The sequence below is a fragment of the Streptomyces sp. NPDC000348 genome, assembly GCF_042898795.1.
Classification (GTDB): domain Bacteria; phylum Actinomycetota; class Actinomycetes; order Streptomycetales; family Streptomycetaceae; genus Streptomyces.
The window spans coordinates 267,602-286,430 of sequence record NZ_JBIAZD010000009.1 but is presented as its reverse complement, the minus strand read 5'-3'; the positions used below and the strand labels follow the sequence as shown (position 1 = coordinate 286,430).

13 protein-coding genes and 2 pseudogenes are annotated in these 18,829 nt (G+C 73.5%); 5 read left to right on the top strand and 10 right to left on the bottom strand.

Annotated features, from left to right (window positions below):
* Positions 1 to 418: 418 nt before the first annotated feature.
* Positions 419 to 847 (bottom strand): DUF5958 family protein, encoded by a 429-nt coding sequence (locus ACFY3N_RS20045; RefSeq protein ID WP_390818019.1) that lies wholly within the window; start codon positions 845 to 847, stop codon positions 419 to 421.
* 571 nt (positions 848 to 1,418) lie between these two features.
* On the opposite strand from ACFY3N_RS20045, the gene ACFY3N_RS20040 reads away from it, so the two are divergent.
* The 3 genes from ACFY3N_RS20040 to ACFY3N_RS20030 all read left to right on the top strand — a co-directional run bounded on the left by ACFY3N_RS20040 (position 1,419) and on the right by ACFY3N_RS20030 (position 3,725).
* Positions 1,419 to 1,811: a beta/gamma crystallin domain-containing protein gene (locus ACFY3N_RS20040; protein WP_390818018.1), complete on the top strand. Its 393-nt coding sequence runs from the start codon at positions 1,419 to 1,421 to the stop codon at positions 1,809 to 1,811.
* A gap of 603 nt (positions 1,812 to 2,414) precedes the next feature.
* Positions 2,415 to 2,900, top strand: coding sequence for a peptidase inhibitor family I36 protein (locus ACFY3N_RS20035; RefSeq protein WP_390818098.1), 486 nt, complete (start codon positions 2,415 to 2,417; stop codon positions 2,898 to 2,900).
* Positions 2,901 to 3,161: 261 nt separating this feature from the next.
* Entirely contained in the window at positions 3,162 to 3,725 is a 564-nt protein-coding gene (locus tag ACFY3N_RS20030) for a dihydrofolate reductase family protein (protein WP_390818017.1), read from the top strand.
* Between the two features lie 423 nt (positions 3,726 to 4,148).
* On the opposite strand, the gene ACFY3N_RS20025 is transcribed toward ACFY3N_RS20030, so the two are convergent.
* The 7 genes from ACFY3N_RS20025 to ACFY3N_RS19995 form a co-directional block, all read right to left on the bottom strand.
* The gene (locus tag ACFY3N_RS20025; protein ID WP_390818016.1) at positions 4,149 to 5,837 is read right to left on the bottom strand and encodes a thiopeptide-type bacteriocin biosynthesis protein; all 1,689 of its coding nucleotides are present in this window, start codon (positions 5,835 to 5,837) and stop codon (positions 4,149 to 4,151) included.
* A 39-nt stretch (positions 5,838 to 5,876) separates the two neighbouring features.
* Positions 5,877 to 7,799, bottom strand: coding sequence for a TOMM precursor leader peptide-binding protein (locus ACFY3N_RS20020; RefSeq protein ID WP_390818015.1), 1,923 nt, complete (start codon positions 7,797 to 7,799; stop codon positions 5,877 to 5,879).
* On the bottom strand, positions 7,796 to 9,553 hold the full coding sequence (locus ACFY3N_RS20015; RefSeq protein WP_390818014.1) for a hypothetical protein: 1,758 nt from the start codon (positions 9,551 to 9,553) through the stop codon (positions 7,796 to 7,798). The genes ACFY3N_RS20020 and ACFY3N_RS20015 overlap by 4 nt, the downstream gene beginning before the upstream one ends.
* Positions 9,550 to 10,710, bottom strand: a complete 1,161-nt coding sequence (locus ACFY3N_RS20010; protein ID WP_390818013.1) for a lantibiotic dehydratase C-terminal domain-containing protein — start codon at positions 10,708 to 10,710, stop codon at positions 9,550 to 9,552. Before ACFY3N_RS20010 ends, ACFY3N_RS20015 begins: the two co-directional genes overlap by 4 nt.
* Positions 10,707 to 13,394: a lantibiotic dehydratase gene (locus tag ACFY3N_RS20005; RefSeq protein WP_390818012.1), complete on the bottom strand. Its 2,688-nt coding sequence runs from the start codon at positions 13,392 to 13,394 to the stop codon at positions 10,707 to 10,709. The genes ACFY3N_RS20010 and ACFY3N_RS20005 overlap by 4 nt, the downstream gene beginning before the upstream one ends.
* A gap of 116 nt (positions 13,395 to 13,510) precedes the next feature.
* On the bottom strand, positions 13,511 to 13,729 hold the full coding sequence (locus tag ACFY3N_RS20000; RefSeq protein ID WP_390818011.1) for a thiazolylpeptide-type bacteriocin: 219 nt from the start codon (positions 13,727 to 13,729) through the stop codon (positions 13,511 to 13,513).
* A 53-nt stretch (positions 13,730 to 13,782) separates the two neighbouring features.
* Positions 13,783 to 13,980, bottom strand: coding sequence for a thiazolylpeptide-type bacteriocin (locus tag ACFY3N_RS19995; protein ID WP_381224036.1), 198 nt, complete (start codon positions 13,978 to 13,980; stop codon positions 13,783 to 13,785).
* A 661-nt stretch (positions 13,981 to 14,641) separates the two neighbouring features.
* Here ACFY3N_RS19995 and ACFY3N_RS19990 point away from each other — a divergent pair.
* Positions 14,642 to 14,917 (top strand): hypothetical protein, encoded by a 276-nt coding sequence (locus ACFY3N_RS19990; RefSeq protein WP_390818010.1) that lies wholly within the window; start codon positions 14,642 to 14,644, stop codon positions 14,915 to 14,917.
* A gap of 178 nt (positions 14,918 to 15,095) precedes the next feature.
* Here ACFY3N_RS19990 and ACFY3N_RS19985 read toward each other — a convergent pair whose 3' ends face one another.
* Both ACFY3N_RS19985 and ACFY3N_RS19980 read right to left on the bottom strand, forming a co-directional pair.
* Positions 15,096 to 16,628 (bottom strand): carboxylesterase/lipase family protein, encoded by a 1,533-nt coding sequence (locus ACFY3N_RS19985; protein WP_390818009.1) that lies wholly within the window; start codon positions 16,626 to 16,628, stop codon positions 15,096 to 15,098.
* A 796-nt stretch (positions 16,629 to 17,424) separates the two neighbouring features.
* Positions 17,425 to 17,561: pseudogene (locus tag ACFY3N_RS19980) on the bottom strand (GNAT family N-acetyltransferase); the annotation flags it as partial.
* Positions 17,562 to 18,308: 747 nt separating this feature from the next.
* Between ACFY3N_RS19980 and ACFY3N_RS19975 the strand changes: the two are divergent.
* A pseudogene (locus ACFY3N_RS19975) lies at positions 18,309 to 18,791 on the top strand (ATP-binding cassette domain-containing protein); the annotation flags it as partial.
* Positions 18,792 to 18,829: the final 38 nt, after the last annotated feature.

Sequence of the window (18,829 nt, the reverse complement as noted above, 5' to 3'; positions counted from 1 at the left end):
CCTCCAACACGGGTTCGAACTGTGGAGGGTCCCCGCGCTGCCCGGCCGTGACCACGATCGACATGGGCTTTCGGCCCTGCTCGACGGCCAGGTGCAGCTCGGTGGTGAACCCGCCACGCGAACGTCCCAGCCCGTGATCACCACGGCTCGGCGAAGATGCCGCCTGGCGGTTCCTTCTGTGAGTCACCCTGCTTGCGGGCCCCGGGCGCGGAGGGTGTGTGCCGGTCGCCGGCCGCTGAATGCCACGGGCGTGCCGCGCGGTCGTTGCCGGGGCGGGTACGGGCGCGTGGCGGGTGGGGGCGGTCCGCGTCACGAACCGTCTCTGTCGCCGTTTCCTCCGGTCCGCCCGCCGGTGGTGTGCGTGGCTGTGGGAGGGATCGCCCGATCGCCGGCCCAGCCAGGGCCGGGACGGCCGATGCTATGGCTGCTGGGTCGCCGCCGGCAGGTTGTGCCATTCATGTCCGCAGGTGCCTGTGCAGTACGTCTCGCGGCGGCGAGTGTCGGCAACGGCGAACACGGAGACAAGGACGCGGAACGCCTTGACGTGTTCGGCGGCGGGAAGGCCCGCGAACCCGTAGCGGGGCGGGTCCATGCAGATCATGACCGCGGGGTTGGCCGTGGGCCTCACACCGGACCGCGCCACCCCGACGCGGCCGTCCGCGGCTGTGACGTGCGCCTGCACGGCATAGCCGGCGACTTCCTGCAGTACCTTCTGCCGGCGTGCCGGGATGAGAGCGGCAAACCAGCCCACGCCGGTGTCCACCGTGCGCAGTCCTTGGGCGATCTCGTTGACAACCCGCTCGGTCTCGCGCCGGAAGATGCGGTCGTCGCTGCTCGTCTCGGTCACCGTTCGAGGGTTTCACGATGCCGGTTCCGGGCGAAAGCCGGTGTCCGCTCCCCAGAGCCGCGCGGACGGTAACCGGGCACAGTCCGCCCCCGCGATCCGGCAGTGCCGCAGGACTCCCGCTCCGCGGCCCGCCGGGTGCCTCAGCAGCACTTGAGCGACATCAAAAGCCGCTGACGTCGATCACGAGGCTCGCCGCCGAACGAATCCCGAAGGAGCTGACACAGCCGGCCCGCTGAAGCGGCTCGCCGGCTCATGCGCGTAGGCCCTGTCCCTGTCTCGCCGTCGTCAAGGGCAACCACCCCGGCCTCCTCAAGCCGCTGAGGAGACCGCCGTGGCCCGATGCGTACGCCGACAAACGCCCCCGAGCGCGCCTCACCGCGGCTACGCAAAGGGGCGGGAGACCTGTCCCCGGTGGGAGCTACGCCCGAGTTGGCTCTGTGCGGTGACGCCTGCGGCCCGCGGTCTCCGTAGCCTTCCACCTGGGCCGCAGCGCTCGCGCGGGACCGGTGGCGAAGAGGTCCGACAAGTCCACATGATCATTTCCACTCCTGTCCCATAGAGAGGAACAACCTTGACGCACGTAGCCAAGAAGGTTCTCGTCGCAGCGGTGGCCGCTGCCGGCTTGACGTTCGCAATGCCGGCGACCTCCGCCTCCGCGGCCAACGAGACTTCTTGCGGAGACCCCACCCTCCCTCCGCGGACCGACCTCGCATGGGTGGAAACGAGTACCGGAAATCGCATGTGTTTCGCCAACGCCGGCAGCTTGAGGGTGTCCTTCAACGATGTCAGACATTTCCACTCGGGCAACAATGTCGTTACGTTCAGTTACATCATCGAGGAGAACAACTACGCCACCGAGCGCACCTTGCGTAAATGGGAGGACTACACCATCGACTGGGGTCTCCACGTCCGCGTGTACAACGTGCGCATCTGCGGAGGTCCCGTGGAATGTCCGGTAAGTTGAGGCGGGGATCGGTGAGAGTCTCCTCGGCAATGCCGTTCATGGCGCAGTACGGCAATGTCCTGATCGCGGACAACGAGGGGATCTCCTTTTCCGATTCGAGCCCGGTGGTGGCGAACCAGGGACATTGAACGTTTTCCAATCCGCCGGGCGAACCGGAAAGCGGGACCGACAGGAAAACGAATCCCTCAGTGGACGGCTTTTCGACCGAGAAACCCATCTCCATCAGAGGATTCGTGTGCTTGTCCGCCCCCGTCCGGCGTCGACGTGTCCGGCTCCGCCCCAAGCCTCCCGTCGAGCAAGCTCCGCCGAAACCGCCGGGAGCACCGACCGGAGCCACGACCCCGCAGAGGCACCGCTCACGACTCCGGCCCGGGAAAGACCCGCTGGGGAATCGAGCTCACCTTCGCCCGGCGCCACCGGTTCAAACGGCTACGGCCCCGCTACGAAATACGTGCCGGCCCCCACCCCGGCCTGCTCCGACTCGCTTGCGGCATCATCTTTCCGCGACGGTTTCGAGCGTCATGCTGAAGCGATCAGTAAGCCGCGAGAACGCCACGTCCATCTCTTCCGGAGACTACGACCAGCGTCATCTCTGTGAACCGCATGCGCGCGGCAACCGTTTTACGACCAAAATCCCTCGAGAAGCAACGGCTGGACGCGGCGGCCATGACCGCGCTTCCACGGGCGGCAATGGAAAGGGTACTCATGAAACTGACAGTCAGAACCGCGGCAGTAGGAGCAGTCCTCGCCTCCACCACCGTACTGGCGGCTCCGGGAACCGCATTGGCCGATGACCCCAAAGATGGGTCCGTGATCAGCTGTTCAGAAGGCAAGGTCTGCCTCTTCGACGGTCACAACAACACCGGGGACGTCCTGCAGCTCGATCCGGTGGACATCCCCAACATCGGCTGGGCGTGGAACGATCGGGCCAGCTCGGTGTGGAACCGCAGCGACAAGTTCGCCTGTATCTGGACCGATGCCGACTACTACGGCTACTGGTTCAGCATCCCGCCGGGCGCGAAGCAGGAGCTTCTGTTCGCCTACGACAACGCGGTGACCGCCCTTGGGTACGGTGGCTGCGGGGGCTGAGCCGGCTGACCGGCCGCATCCCGTCATCCGCCCGCGTTCCGAGGGAGGATGGCGGGATGTGGCCGAATGGGATCCCGCGTGAGACACCGTTGGTGACTTCAGCGATGGTCGCCACATGACCTCGCCGGGAAGCGTGACCACTGAGGTTTTCTCAAGGAAATGATCTCGTGAGGTGACTCGGCCCAGTGGATCTCGCGTCGCGATGAGTCCTGCGGCGTCCGGCGGTTGTACCGTCGAAACCGCTACCGAGGAGGACTTCTGATGCGCAGCGTGACGTATTCGATGAGCGTCTCCCTGGACGGCTACGTCGTCGGGCCGGACGGCGGCTTCGACTGGACGCCGCCCGACGAGGAGGTCTTTCGCCTCGCCACCGACGAGGTGCGAGAGGCCGGTGTCCACCTGTTGGGACGACGGCTGTACGAGACGATGCTGTACTGGGAGACCGTCGACCAGAATCCGTCGCTCGACTTCTCGACGCTCGAGTTCGCCGCGGTCTGGAGGGCGCTCCCCAAGGTGGTGTTCTCCACCACGCTGTCGGCGGTGCAGGGCAATGCCCGCCTGGCCTCCGGCGGCCTGGCGGAGGAGATCGAGCGATTGCGAGCCGAGCCGGGGGACGGCAACATCGCGATCGGCGGTGCGACTCTCGCCGCCGAGGCGGCCGCGTTGGGTCTGATCGACGAGTACCGGGCCAGGGTCTACCCGGTGCTGGTGGGCGGCGGCATTCCGTTCTTCCCCCAGCACGAGCGCCGGGTGGATCTCGAACTGGCCGAGACCCGCACCTTCGACTCAAGAGTCGTCTACCTCCGCTACCGCGTGGCGCGTTAGCCGACCGGTCCGCCGAACCCTGGGAAGGACGGGCTGCCAGTGCTGTTCACTCAGCGAAACGACCTACGCGAAGCGGTGTGAACCACCGTCCGGCGAAGCCGAGCCGGACGGACCACACCCGACCGCAGACACGTGCAGAGCCCTTGGCAGGACAGGTCTCGCCACGAGATCACCGCCGCACCCACCAGAGGCTTCACGCGGGTCACCTGCATCGCCTCACTCGACGCCTCGCGCCACGTCGTGGAGCACCTGGCCCGGTTGTTGGCCCCGCACCGTCGGCGGATCCACCAGGTGGGCGATGCGCGGAGCGTCGTACCGGCGTCCAGCGCCACCGGGATCCTCGGGTCACCAGGCCACCACTGGCCGTCGCCGGCGTGCTGCCCGACCGGCGACGGCGTCCGCCGGCCACCGCGGGCCGTGCCGTCAGCCGTCCGTGCGGCGCCCGAGCGGCAGCAGGTACTGGAGCGGCTGGTCCATGTCGTCCAGGCCCAGCAATTCATGTGCCAGGTCGTCGTGGAAACCGCCGAGCGGCGTGCCCGCGAGCCCCAGGGCCGCGGCGGTCAGCAGCAGCGTCTGCGCCAGGTGCCCCGTCTCCAGCAGCCCGAGGCGCAGCGCCCGCAGGCCGTAGCGCCGGCGCAGCAGACCCAGCTCCACGTACAGTCCGGCCACGACCGGCGCGCCGTCGACACCGATCCGGTCCGGGTCCTCCCCGGGACGGGAGAAATAGGTCGACAGCGCCTCGACTTCGGCCTTCTCCGGCGCCGGGCCCACCCGGCGCAGCGTCCGGTGCTCCGGCACGCAGTCGTACGTCGCCGCGGGGAGCCCCTCCACGTCGAGGACGAGCAGCCGCACCCGTGCGGTGTGGAGGGCGCCCGCGCTCGGGTAGGGGCGGTGGGTGTGGATCCGGTCCGAGCCGTCCGGGAACCGCCTCCGGGTCCGGCTGCTCTCCGCCAGCGCGTTCCACAGCAGCGCGCCGAGCGTGCCGGCGTCCAGCGGCCCGCCGATCTCACCGCGCGCGGACGACCGTGCCGCCAGCGCTGCGGACAACGACACCTCGGGCAGCGGGTCCGCCGGCAGCGGCGTCTCGGGGCCGTCGGTCCGGACCGCCGCGTCGGAGGGAGCCCGGCGCAGGGCGGAGTCCTCGTTGCGGCCGATCCGGATCTGACTCCTCTCCAGGTACTGCCAGTCGGGCGCGCGGTGCCCCTGCGGGAAGTACGACACCGGCTCGTCCGTGTCCAGCAGCGTGCGGGCGGCGAGCCGGCACACCGCGCGCTCCTCGTCCGGGGAGACGCCGAGCCGGTTGAGGAGCATGTGCAGCTGCGACGCCCACACCCACCGCAGCACCGCGTCCATGTCGGCGGGCGCGGACTCCGTTCGGGCTCGCAGTGTCCCGTCCGCCGCGCGGACCCGGTCCGCCCACTCCCCCAGCCAGGGTTCCCCGGCCCCGCCCTCCGCCAGTCCTTCCCACAGGGACGCCGCCCGGCGGCCCAGCGCGGAACGCTGCGCCGCGTAAACGGAGTTGACCCGCATGTGCACGGCCGCGGCCGGGAGCAGGGGCACCTCGGTGACCCAGCGCCAACCCGCCGCGTGGCCCCGCAGCCACTTCGCCGCCGCGACCCGGTCCATGCCCAGGGCGTACGCCGTGGCGTGTGCCAGGTCGGCCGCGAGGACGAGCCGGCCCGACCCGCCGGCCGGCTGCCGCCGGAGCGCGCGCAGCGCCGCCACGGCCACCCGGGAGGAGACCGCGAAGACGTCCTCGGCCGTGGGCAGCGCCCGCGGCCCGCCGTAGCGGCGCGTTTCGGGGACGTACTCCACCATGCGGACCTCACCGTGGTGCGAGGGCCACGGGCCGCTCACGGACGGCACCGCCTTGGCGGCCCGGGCCAGCGTGGACGGCAGCTCCGCGGCGGCCGAGGGGCTCAGCCCCGCGACCCGGATCCGCAGGTGCGGTCCTCCTTCCCCGTACCGGATGAAGAACCACTTCGCGGCCTGCCCCGAGGCGACCAGTCCGTCCAGCAGCCCGGCCGCCTCCTCGGTGAGGAAAGCGTCGGTGTCCTCCGTGCTCGAGTGCAGGAAGAGGTGGTGGCTGTGCCAGGTGCCGGTCGTCGTCATGGAGGCCCTCGTTCGTTCGGGGGTCGGGAAGGAGCGGGGTCAGGGAAAGGGGTGGGGGTGGATCGCAAGGTCGTCCGGGCGCAGCGGCCGGTCCGTGCGGCCCAGCCGGTACGGCGTCCGGAGCAGGCGCGGCAGGCCCCTGGTGCGGTGGTTGACGTGACCGAACGTCATGGGCAGCGAGCCCGGCACGACGACCTTGGCGCAGTGCAGGCCGAACCGGTCCCTCAGCCCCGGCTCCGTCTGGTCGACGGCGATGACCTCCAGGCCCTCGCCGGTCAGCCGCCGCACGGTCGTGTCGAGCAGCACGCCGAGGTCCGTCACCGGCTCCGGCGCGCCGGGCCAGGCCTCGGCGACGGAGCGGGTCGGAGTGTCGGCGAAGAGGAACGCCAGCCGCGGGGCCGCCTCGGCCAGGGAGTTCACCCCCACGTGGTCGTCCAGGGTCACCACGAGTTCCGGGTCGTCGAGCATCGGGAGCAGCCGCGCCGGGTCCCGCAGTCCGTTCCCGGGACCGGAACGGTGCGCGGACTCCAGGACGTTGGTCACCACCTCCGCCACCGCCGAACGGATCGCGACGCGCGGATCGTGGTGGGCGCCGGCGGCCAGCAGCATCCTCGGAGCCCCGGGGCGGGAGCCCTCGTACCGACAGACCGCGACGACCGCCGGGACGCCGAAGTCGTTCGTGGCGTCGAGGAGCACGAGGCGGTAGCCGGCCAGCTCCGCGCGGTCGGCCAGCAGGGCCGTCTCCAGGTCCTCGGGCGGCGGCTCCACGCGGGTGAGCGGGGTGGAGGCGTACCAGGCCATCAGGAACGCGTCCCGCTCCGCGACTTCGAACAGCCCGTAGAGCACCGCTTCCTCCAGGCTGTTGCCCAGCCCGCAGCCGTTGGAGGACTCGTACACCACGCGCGGCCGGTCGCCCGGCACGTCCCAGTACGCCACGTGCTCGGGCACGGCCACGGCCCGGCGCCGGGTGAGGGACCAGCCGTGGACCCAGTCCAGTTCCAGGTCGGGGCTGTACGGGACGGTCCGCGAGGCGGGATGGCCCTGGTAGGCGGGGTCGGGCAGCCCCAGGCGCACGGGATCCACGGCCCGGTCCGGCCCGAGTTCACCGAAGGAAGCCCGCAGTCGGGTCCGCCGGCCGGTCGGCCGCATGCCCGCGAACCGCTCGACGCTCTCGAAGAGCGCCACGCGCTCGCTGGTGCGGAAATCGCCGGCCCGCCCGTACCCGCCGTCGTCCACCACCCGTCCGTCCGTGACGAACGCCGTCGTCAGGCAGAAGGCGGAGTCCTCGCTGCGGAACAGCCGGCGCACCGGGCCGAACCGCTCGTCGTGCAGCACCGCGCGCAACTCCGCGACCGCGGTGCGGGGGTTGGCGCCACGGAGCACCGCGGGGTCGGGCAGCGGACGGGGGCCCGACGGCACCGGTACGACGTCGGCGGCCGAGTCGTCCGGCAGTGGCCGGCAGACCGCGCAGCCGCCGACCGGACGGACCCGGTGGGTGGACCAGGTGGCGCGGCCGTGATGGACGAGGTGCACCGTGGCGGTGGCGTCCGCGCCCGGCCGTGATCCCGGCGACTCGCCGTCGGCCGCCTCCAGCAGCTCAAGGGCGAGTGCGCCGGTCGCCCCGCCCAGTGCGGCCGAGGGAGCCCCTGCCAGGGCCAGGGCCGGACTGTGCCACGGCACCCGCCCGCCCGTCGTGGCCAGCCGCTGGTATTCGGCACAGGACAGACAGGCGGCGGCGCCCGGACGCAGGACCGGCCCCACGACGGCCAGGGCTCCGTCGAACCGCACCGGGACGAGGCGCACGGGGTGGGCCAGCGCGTGGCGGCTGAGCCGTTCGGCGAGTTCCAGCGTCCACCGGGGCAGCAGGACGACCGCCGGACCCGCCGTCGCGGCGAGCGCGGCCCCGGCGTCGAGCACCGGCACGGGCAGCGGGCCGAGGACCGGACGTCCGGCGTGGCTCACCGGTCCTCCCCTTGGCCGTACAGCACCGAGAAGCCGAACGCGCGCAGTCGCGCGGCGAGCGGAGGGGCGGCATCGCCGGACTCCCGGACGCGCAGCCCGGTCAGCCGGCGCAGCACGGTCTGCAGTGCGGCCTCCCGGAGTGCGAGGTCCGCCAGCCAGCCGTTGGTCCAGCCCCTGTCCTCCCAAGGGGCCGTCCGGGCGTCCGCCGTGGCCAGTGCCGCCACCGCGCCGTTCGCCCGGCAGAGGTGCCCGACGACGAGCCCCTGGGCGGCCGAGTCGGCCGCGGCGGCGGCCGACAGGGCGGCGAACGCCGCCGCGTCGCCCGGCGTCGCCTCCACCGCGTCGCCGAGGACGGGCCCGTGGGCGGCCGGATCCGTTCCGCCGCGCACGACGGCCAGGTAAGCCTCCTCGTCGACGAGAGGACGCACCTCGAGTCGGGCGGGCGTGCCGAGGCGTCCGGTGAGGGCCGTCCACCAGTGGTCGGCCTGCGGATGCTCCCGCCAGTGCGCCTCGGGCAGTACCGAGTCCGCGGCCGGGAAGGCTTCCGCCGCGGCCTCGCGCAGGGCGCGGCCCAGGGCGTGCGCCGGATCCGCGCCCACCGACGCGCGCCCGACGCCGGGTCCCGCCAGCCGGAGCTCCGCGGCCCGGCAGAACGCCTCCAGACGGGCCAGATCCAGGCGTGCCGCGCCGGCCAGCACGGCGCCCTCCGGCAGTGCGCACGAGGCGAGCGGCACCGGCGACTGACGCAGGGCTCCCGGCGCCGGGCGCGGCAGGACCCCGACGCGTTCGTCGGTGAGGGCCGTCACCCGTCCCAGCACCTCGGCGAGCGCCCGGGCCGGCTCCAGGCGGGCGCCGCGGTCGGCGTCGATCAGGCCGGGCCCCAGCCAGCTGCGGTAGCCGGCCCGCAGGGGCCGGGCGTCGGCCACGAGGATCGCGGGCAACCCGGGCACCAGTCGCGGGTCGTCCCCCTCGCCCGCCGGGTCCGGCAGTCCGCCGACCGCGCACAGCAGCCGCTGCACCGCCGAGCCGCCGAGCAGCGCGACGAACGCGGCCGGACCGGCTTCGGGGGGCTCCGGCGGCCGGTGCGCGGCGAGCGCGGCCGCGTCCGAGGAGACCTGCTCCGGACTGCCGGGGGCCGTGACGTATCCGCGACCGCCCCGGACCCCGACGGCCACGGCCCGCCGGCCGCCTCCGGCTTCGCGCAGCAGGACCACCTCCTCGGGCAGCGCCGCGTCCACGGCGTGCGACCAGGCCACCCCGGCGTCCGACAGCGCGCGCGAGACGGCCTCCGCCAGCGGGCGGCCCGGAGTGCCGGACGCGACCTCCACGCGGGCCGCCGCCAGCGCGGCGGCGGTGTCGGCGGGCCGCTCCGCCGTCGCCGCGACCCAGTCGGCGGCGCGTCCGGTCGGTGCCGACACCACCAGGTCGTGGGCCCGCAGACGCTCGACGAGGGTGTCCAGCGCCTTGCGCACCTGGGTGCCGGGCGCGGCCCTGCGGTCCAGCTCCGCCGCGTCGCCCGTGCGCAGGGGCTCCTCCAGCAGGCGCCACAGGGCGGGCAGCGCCGTGCTGCCCTCGAGGGTGACGCTGCCGCGCCGTCCGCGCAGGTGCAGGCCGGCCCGCAGCGGGGTGACGGCCACGTCGGGGCGCAGTCGCGGAGGGGCCGGCTCCGTCGTGTCGCCGGCGGCCTCACCGGTGGTGTCGCCGCCGGCCCGGGCGTTCACCGGAAGGGTTCCGGGCGCCGAGGGAGGGATCATGCTCCGCGCTCCCTCGCGTCGACGGCCGCCGCCATCTCGGCGCGCCAGTCGCACCCGGTCAGGCGGGGCACCGTGCGGATGACGAGATGGGCGGCGAGGTAGCGTTCCAGCGGCGTGACGTCGCAGATCGCGAGGAGCCGGTACAGGGCGTTGGTGCAGGCCCGGTGGACCAGGTAGTCGGGGCGGCTCCACATCGTCCCCTCGGGGTCGGAGCGCCGCAGCAGCCGGTGGAACTCGCTGTAGCGGGTACGCAGGTCCCGGCTCCACCGTTCCGTCGTCTCCGCGTCCCCGGTCGCCGCCGCGCGCTCCCGGTACTGGAGCGGATCGCCGTGCAGGTCGGCTCCCGCGTCGTGGCGGTCCTGCGCCAGCCGCCGAGCGGCGGCCGACCAGTGGGCCCAGTCGCGCTCCCACCCGCGTGCCGCGCCCCCGGCGATCCGGCCGACCAGGGCGGTCACCGTGTCGCCCGCGCTCTCCCAGCGCCGTTCGAAGCCCTCCCGCAGTCGGCCGTGGGGGTCGTCGTGGACGAGGAAGTCCTCCAAGTGGGACACGTACGACCAGTGGCCGCCGGCGAGCCCGCCGGGGTGGGCGGCCGCGTGCGCGGCGAGCGCCGTGACGGCGAGCTGCACGCGCGCCTGCGCGCCGTCGCCGTGCTCGCCGAGGAACCCGGCGCCCGCCCGCAGCGCCTCCAGCCCGCCGCTCAGCAGGTCGTCGCGGAGCGCCGCGCCGTCGTCCCCGAGCAGACGCCGCAGGGGAGCGGGGTCGACCGGTTCGAGGCGCACCGTGTTGTCCGGCACGATCGGGTCGTAGGGCGGCGCGACCAGCTCGGCGCGCCCGTTGCGGGCGGCCCGCTCCAGTAGTTCGGCGTCGGTGAGGTCGCGCCGCGAGGGGTGGGCACCGACCCAGTCGCGCAGCGCCTGTGCCGCGTGCTCGGCGGCCGGCCCGAGCCGTGCCGGGGCGCCCCGAAGGCGCAGCCTCACGTGCGGGCCGTGCAGCCAGTGCCGTTCGACGTGGGCGGCCAGGCCCCGGTCCCGGCACTCCGTCGTGAGCGGCAGCACCGCCTCCCCCAGCAGCCGTGCCTTGACCGGCTGGTGGTAGTACGCCACCACGTCGAGCACCTCGTCGGCGCCGCCGTCCGCCGGGATCGCGGTGGACGTCATCGCGACCTCCCCGCCCGGTACGTCTCCGTGACGAGCTCCACCGCACGGGTCGGCACGGCGGATCCGCCCGGCGCGGGCAGCGCCTCCTCGAGGACCGCGCCGCCGGGGTGGCGGGAGAGCCACTTGGCCAGGCAGCGCAGGTGGAGCGGGTTGCCCAGGTCGACGAACTGGGGCTTGGGGCGGCGCAGATGCGCCAGGAAGTCCTCGGTCACTCGGCCGGTGGGGGCGGTGGGCGCGGGGTGCAGGAAGAGCTGGTCGGGCAGGCCGAGCAGGGCGCGCCAGTGCGCCACGGGCTCCACCGGGGTCCCGGGGGCCGCCGTCAGCTCTGCGTGCAGGGCTCCCACCACGCCGGCCGGCAGGCTCCACCGGCGGCGGTGCAGGACGACGTGCCGGTGGCGCAGCCGGGGAGCGAGGACCACCTCGCCCCCCGGGGCGTCCACGGAGTGCCGGGGCGGCAGCGGCCGGAAGTCCACCACGCCGTGCGGGTGGTCGGACAGCAGCGCCGCGATGCGCCGCGGCAGCATGGGCGGGGCGAGGAAGCCGGGGTAGAGCACGTCGAGCGGTTCGCCGGTGGCCGTGACCCGGAACCGCACCTGGTCGCCGGCCTCGTCGTGGAAGAGTTCCACGTCTGCCTCGGCCAGCGAGGTCCAGCGGCGGTCGGGCCCGATGTCGTCCGGGACGAGCAGCGGGTGCAGATTGGCGTTGAACCCTCCGACCGGTCGCATCTGGGCGGCGCGTGCGCCCGGTCCGAGGCCGCGGCGCAGCTGCGCGGCCACGTCCTCGGTCACGCCGGGGTCGAGCGCGTCGAGGAACCTGCTGGTGAACCGGCCCCAGCCGCCGTACACGCGGTTCACGCAGAGCATCCCGCCGTCCGGATCCCGCTGGAGGAAGTACGCGTAGCTCAGGGGGCGCTCGACGGCCCAGCGCGGCAGCCGCTCGCCCAGTCCCTTGACGGCGTCGGCAGGCAGCAGGACCTCCGTTCCGTCCGGCGATCCGGCCGCGGCGGTGCGCACGGCGTCGGTCAGTTCGGCGCGCAGGGCCATGAGTGTCCCGACGCCGGTGGGGAACCCGGCCGGATCATCCCGGCCCGGGGCGGTGACGCGGGCGGCCCGCTCCCATGCCTCCTCCATCTCGGCGCCGAACTCCCAGGGGTGCGGGCAGTTCCCGCCTGCGCCGTACCGCTCCACGAACCGGTCGCGGGCGGCCCGCCGCATCACGTGTGCGAGGTCGAACAGCTCGGCCAGCGCCGTGACTTCGCCCAGGGCCTCGTGGTCGGCCCCGTCGAGGAACCCGTCGAGTGGCACCGGCCGTGGGGCCACGACGTCCTCGGAGAGGACGTTCAGCGGTGCCGAGCCCGTCGGGACGGGCCGTCCGGCGTCGGCGAGCAGCCGGGTCCAGCCGTCGGCGAGCCCGGCGAGGAGGGCCGGGCGCCGCGGCGCGGGTGCGGAGGCGAACGCCGAGGTCTCACGGGACAGTTCCGCCAGCCGGTCCGCGAGGCAGCCGGCCGCCTCGGGGCCCTGCTCACCGACGCCGGGGAGCGTGCGGAGCCACGCGGCCAGCCGGCCCGCCGGGTCCGGGTCCTGCGGCGGGACCGGATGGGTCGGCACCAGCAGACCGGCCTGCCGGAGGCGTTCGAGGAAGGCCAGCGCCGCCGCGCGGTTCGTGTCGGGCGCCCCGGGCAGGGCGGAGGCGAGCAGCTCCGCCATCTCGTCGAGCGGCGCGGGAGCTCCGGCGTACGGGGCCAGGAGCCGCAGGGACCCGTTGAAGGCCACCTCCGCCGCGTCCTCGTCGGTGACGAGGTAGCGGCCACCGGCGAAGGCGACCCGGTCGCGGGCGTACGTCGCGCGTCCGTCGGAGACGCGCGCGGTGCTGGTGACGCGGTGCGGAAGCCCGGCGCCGTTGCGCGGGTCGGCCAGCAGGGCCTCGGCGAGGGCGGTCGTCAGGGCGCGGTTGACCTTCACCGACGCGTGCAGAGGGCCGTCCAGGAGGGGCTGTTCGCCCCACGACCGCACGCGCGGGCGGCCGGCGCGCGGTGGGGCCGGCCGGCCCCAGCCGACGGCCGTGAACCACGAGAAGGGACTGGTCTTGGTGCCGGCCCGCAGGGCGTGGCGCAGCACCGTGGGCTCCTCCTTGCGGGCTTTGCGGTCGTCGGCCCGGCGGCCGGCGCGTTCGACCGCGCGCAGCAGGTCGCCGCTGGTGAGCGCGACGGCCCGGGCGAGCGCGGGTTCCCGGCACAGGGCGGCGAGGGCCGCCCGCTCGGCCGCGAGTGCCGGTTCGGCGGCGTCGCCCAGCTCGGTCACCAGGGCCCGGCGGCGGTCGCGCAGCTCCAGCCAGGACGCGAGCCGGGGGACTCGCCGCGGGAGGTCGTCCAGGCGGTCCAGCACGGCGGGCCGCGGCTCGCGCCCGTTGTGCAGTGCGCGGCGCAGCGGCAGGACGACGTCACGGTGGTACTGCTCGCCGTGGCCGGAACGGCTGGCGTACAGGTCGTCGCAGAGCGGCTCGCGGAGCGCGCGCAGCGCGGCTTCGAGCGAGGTGAGGCGGGCGAGGGCGGCACGGAACGCCGCCGTGGCCGGAGACTGCGCGGGGCAGGTCAGCACGGTGGCGCGTACCAGGGCGTACGGCGCCGGGTCGACGGGGTAACTGTCGTGCCCGGGTGGTGTGTCGGCGCTCGCGGTGTACGGCATGGGCTGTCCCGTCCCTTCGTGCCCGTGGTTCCCGTGGTGCGGTACCGTCGCGGGCCGGCCACCGGGGGTGGGCGGCCCGCGACGCACGCCGGCCGGTCAGGTGCTCCCGTGGCGTGTCACGGGTCGCGCGGCGGACGGCTCGGTGTGACCGGGACCCACAGCGGTACGGGCAGCTGCGGCTGCGCGCACGAGGACGAACTGCAGGAGCAGTGACGGGCACCGTTGGAAGCGCCGCCCTCGGGAAGCGCGACGGTGTCGCGCATCGAAGTCACGGTGAGGTCCCCGAGGTCGAGGTCCGCAGGGCCGGGGCCCGGGATGACGCTGGTGCCGGACATCGGCTTCTCCCTTCCGGCGTCGCGGTCCGGTGTGCCGTGGGTGCGGGTGCGGATCAGCCGGCGTCGACGACGCCGGTCTGCAGCTGGGGCTCGGGCTGGGCGCAGGACGACGAGCCCTGGCAGGAACAGGATCCCCAGGACGCCCCGCCCTCGGGCAGCGCGACGGTGTCGCGCATGGCCGTGACGGTGAGGTCGCTGAGGTCCAGGTCGAGGTCCTGGAGGTCCAGGGCGGTGCGCGCGAGGTCGGACATGGGATCTCCTCCATGCGGGAAAGCGAAACCGAAAGTGCGTTGAATGGGCCGTGCGAAACGGGGCCTTGCGGTCCGTCGGTCATGCATTGCACGACGGAGAGGCGGCGCAAGCGCCGCCTCGGCCCGTCTTTATCGATCGCTTTTTGCGGTCCGACTATAGGGCTCGCGTCGGCCCACAGATGAGCTTTCCGTCGTCCCTGGCGCAGATTTGGCCGAGATACGCCACTGGCGCGTACCTTTCGGTGCGGAATTCGTTGTCGGAGGGGTCTGCAGGATACATGAAGAGGAGGGGAATCCTCCGGAAAAGGCGGAGGGGCAACCCTCTTTCCATGCGGCCCTCCACTGCGTGCACCGGGTGCGGTGCGCCCTATTCCGCTTTCTTGCTCCGGACGGTGCTTTCGCCGGCTCCGAACGTCCGCGGCGGTGCAGCGGGCCGATGGACCCTGCTCGGTTCGGCAGGCCCGCCCCCTGCCCACGAGGTCCTTGAGCCCGTTGCGCACCACGGTGGCCCGCACGGTGCGGTCCGGGCCCACCCGGACCGCACCGTGCGGGCCACCGAGACGGAACGCGGTCCGCTCTGCTCGGCAGGACGGCGACGGACGAGTCGCGGGCGAGGACAGGGCTGCGCCGGCGCGCCGGCCGGCCCCGACGCCGACCCGACATGCTCTTCGCCGACCGCGGCTACGACCACGACAGGTACCGCCGACTCCTTGACGGGCGAGGCATACGCCCAGTGATCGCCGAGCGCGGTCAGCCCCACGGCACCGGCCCGGGCACCTTCCACCGGGTCGTCGAACGGACGATCTCCTCGCTGCACGGCCTCCGCCGCCCGCGCATCCGTTGGGAACGACGCGACGACATCCACGAGGCCTTCCTCGGAATCGCCGTCTGTCTGATCACCCACCGCCACGTCCAGAGGCGTTGCCGGGGCCGGTGAGCCGGCGGCGCGCTGTCCACGGACGACTCCTCCCGGCCTGATCCACCCGAAGATCATCCCACTCGATCAGCCAACGCGACAGCGCCGTCCGAAGTGATGCGAAAGGTGCGGGCGGTCGCGCTGGACTGCGCTGATCCGGTACGGCTCGCGAGGCGGTACCGGCTGACACGGCCGGCGGTCATGCACTGCCCGGTACGGCATCCCGCAGGGTGTTCCACAGCCGGCGCTGGTCCGCAGCAGGGTCCTGGAGCACAAAGGGTGCCGCACCGTCGTTCAGACGCATGACAGACCGTCGTCCGGCGTAAGCCGGCCAATGCGGCAGCCCGCCGTCAGGAGTGCGGGTTCCGGTGGGGTGTCCGGTACGGGCGAAGGAGATCCAGGCTTCGCGCACGCGGTCGGAGAGTTCGTGCGGGGCGTCGGGACCGGCAAGGGGATGGGCGAGATTGCCGAAGACGAAGCCGATCTCCGCCGTGTGACAGGCGCCGAGAGCACCGTCGAGAGCGGGCGACGGCCACGCGAACTCGTAGACGAACGTTTCCGCTCCGTGCGCGGCGCGGGCCTCAGCCACCCGGAGGGCAGGGATCCGGTAGGCGTAGTCGGTCATGGCCGCCGCCAGCAGGTCGCCCGGAGTCGCCCCCGGATACGCGTAGGCCTTGCGGGCCTCGGCGGGGTCGAGGCCGAAACCGGCGAGGAAGCCGTGCAGCACCTGGTCGGTGATCCGCGGGCCGATTCCCAGCGGAACGAGGAAGAGGCGGAACTCGTCGCTCGTGGTGCCGGTGAGCAGATCGATGTCCCGGCTCGCTCCGCCGACGAGGGCGTCGATCGGACGCCGTGGCAGGGTGGCTCCGTCCACGACGGGCAGCACGGTGGTGCCGCCGCCTGCCGACTCGCCCCACTGTCCGGGATCGGCCGCCTGCGCGATCTCCCGGCCCAGGGCGGCATTGGCGGCGATGAGCCGCTCGGGCGGCACCGCAGCCAGGCTCTCGCGTGTCGGCTCCGCGCCGGCAAGGGCGGCCAGCCGCTCGGTGACCCGTCGGGCGATGTGCTCGGGGTGACTGTGGTGGCCGGCGCCGCTCTGCGTGATCGCCCGGCGGAACAGGCCCCGGGCCGACGGCATGGTCATGAGCGCGGTGACGCTGATGGCCCCGGCGGACTGGCCGAAGACAGTCACGTTGTCCGGGTCGCCGCCGAAGCCTGCGATGTTGTCACGGACCCATTCCAGCGCGGCAATCTGGTCAAGGAGGCCGAAGTTGGAAGAGCCGTCCGGCAGCAGCAGGAAACCCTCCGCGCCAAGCCGGTAGTTCAGCGTGACACAGACGACGCCGTCGGCGGCGAGCCGCGCGCCGTCGTAGGAGGGCAGGGCACCGGACCCGTTGCGGAACGCGCCGCCGTGGATCCACACCATGACCGGAAGCCGTCCTCCGGTGCGGCCCGGGGCGGGCGTCCACACGTTGAGGTTCAGGCAGTCCTCCCCCTGCACCGCCGCTTCCTCCAGCAGGGTGGCCATCGCGGGGAGGTACCCGGGCTGGGGCGCACCGGGGCCGGGAACGAACGCGTCACGCACTCCGGTCCAGGGCTGCGGCGGCTCGGGAGGCAGCAGGCGTCGCGGACCGAACGGCGGTGCCGCGTAGGGGATACCCATGAACGCCGCCACTTCCCCCTTCCACTGTCCGCGTATCCGGCCTGCAGAGGTGGGGACGGTGATGTGCATGGGGCCTCTCCACGTGGTGCTCGTACCCGGCCATCCTCACCGGTCTCCGGACGGCAGACAACTCAATTGCCGTGCGGGGCCTCGCAGTCGGCAGCGCTCAGCGGGCCCGCCCATGGCCGGTTCACCGAACAGCCGGGCGGGGCTGAGGCCGGCGCGAGATGTGCGTCAGCCCGCACCACGCCGCTTCCTGTGCGCCCCCTTTCCCTGGGCTGGTCACCGGCGCATGCGAGGCGCGCCGCACCAGCGCCGGTCCGTGCGCCGGGACGCTCAGGGCTGACGATGCGTCGTCGAGGAGGGGCGGGTCCGGGAAGAGCCGGACGAGGGCCCGGTGACTCAAGGGGCGTCTCGGCAGCCACCGCGGACCGGGCACGGCTTGAGCCGTGAGCGCGCCGGAGAGGGAGCCCGCACCCGTGGGCAGCGCCGGAGACCGGACCTCGTACCGTCGCCCCGGCAGTGCGCCTACCGCGACGGCGACTCCGGTACTTCTTCAGGCGGGTCGCCACCGGCGCCTGTCACCCGGCGCATCGCAACCGAGCGCGCATGACCGCGTGCGCCGCTCGCAGCCGATCGGCCGCTCCTGCCGGAAGCGGACAGATCTCCCGCGCCTGTGCCGGGGCGCGCCCGTTCACCGGCCCGCGCGGCGGGCGCACCACCGTTGCGCGCGACGCGGCGCACCGGGACGCCGTGGTCCTGACTCGTCCACGGGCATCTGTGTCATCACGGCCCGGGGGACACCGGGCCGACCCGGCCCGCCGATGTGCCGGCCGCGGCACGCAGGCCGACCGGAGCTCCGCGCAGTCGTCGGGCGCGGCACCCCGGCGGGGTCCGCCGCGTGGTCGGGGACGGCCCCGACGGGGTCCGACCGGAGGAACGGCAGAGGTGCTCGGCCGGACTGCCGGTCTCGGTGTCCAGGTGCAGCGGGGCAGGGCCTGCCGCGCTCGGCCCCGGGTTCGGCCGGCCGCGCACCGAGCCGGACGTCCACGGAGTCCGGGGCCGGCTCGGTCTCATCGCGTTCTACGTGCGGGACGACGTCCCGCGTCCGGGACGACCGGTGAGGCGGTCACCGGGCGGGAGCATGGGGGCGGGGTCCGACGGTTCTGGTGAGGTTGTTGTGGAGCCGCCGCAGATGTTTGGCCACGGGACACTGGACGCCGTCCGCGTCGCATTGGCGGCAGGTCCGCAAGTGGTGCTGGTAGTCCTGGTGTGCCTGTTCAAGGCGGTCGTACGACGGCTGCATGTGGCTTCCTGGGATTCGTCCGGGGCGCCGCGGATCGCGTGCGCCTGAAAGGTCGGTTCGCCTCAACTGGACGCCTCGACCGGGCATCCCAACTGGTTGCCCGAGGCGCGTACATCAACTTTGATCTTGTTACTCGCAGTACGGCAAACCGGGCCGAGGGCCCGCGCTTTCGGGCACCGGACTCGGCGGGCGGGAAGCCGAACACCCGTTCCTTGCACTCGACTTGGCCTTCGCACGGAGACAAGGCCTTCACTCCGGTCAGGGAGGTGGCCCCGATGACCATGCCGAGGGAGCACACGAACACGGTGCGGACTCCCGAGGGGCTGAAGCACAGCGACTCGACGGTGCGGCCGCGGGCAGCCCCGGCGTGCCGGTGATCACGCGCCCGACCGGCACGAGCGCCCCGTCCACCACCCGTATCAGCGCCGCGACCCGCAACCGAGATGGCGTTGGTCCTATGGATTCGGCTCCTGGTACGACAGGTGTCGTCCGGGAGGAGAGCCGCGGGGGTGCGAGCAGCCTTGCCGGCGGTTACGCGGGTGAGTCGCGCCTTCGGTGAGCGCGAGGTGCTCAGGAAAGTCGACCTGGAGGTCGCGGCGGGTGAACGCGTGGCCCTGGTCGGCCCGAACGGTTCGGGGAAGTCCACCTTGCCGCGTATTGCGTGTGGGCGTGACCGGCCCACCACCGGCTCGGTCGAGTTCGACGGCGAGCCGATGAGCGAGGACGACGCGCGGGTCAGGGCGCGGGTCGCCGTCGTCGGCGACGCGCTGAGCTGCTACCCCGACCTGACGGTCCGCCGGCATCTGGAGCTGGTCGCCGTGGCCCACGGCGTACCGGTGCGCGAAGTCGACCGGCTCCTGAACGAGCATCGGCTCACCGGCCACGCCGGTTCGCTGCCCGGTGCGCTGTCCTCCGGCCGGCTTCAGGCCATGCTCCTCGCGTCGGCGCCGCTGCGCCCCCGTGA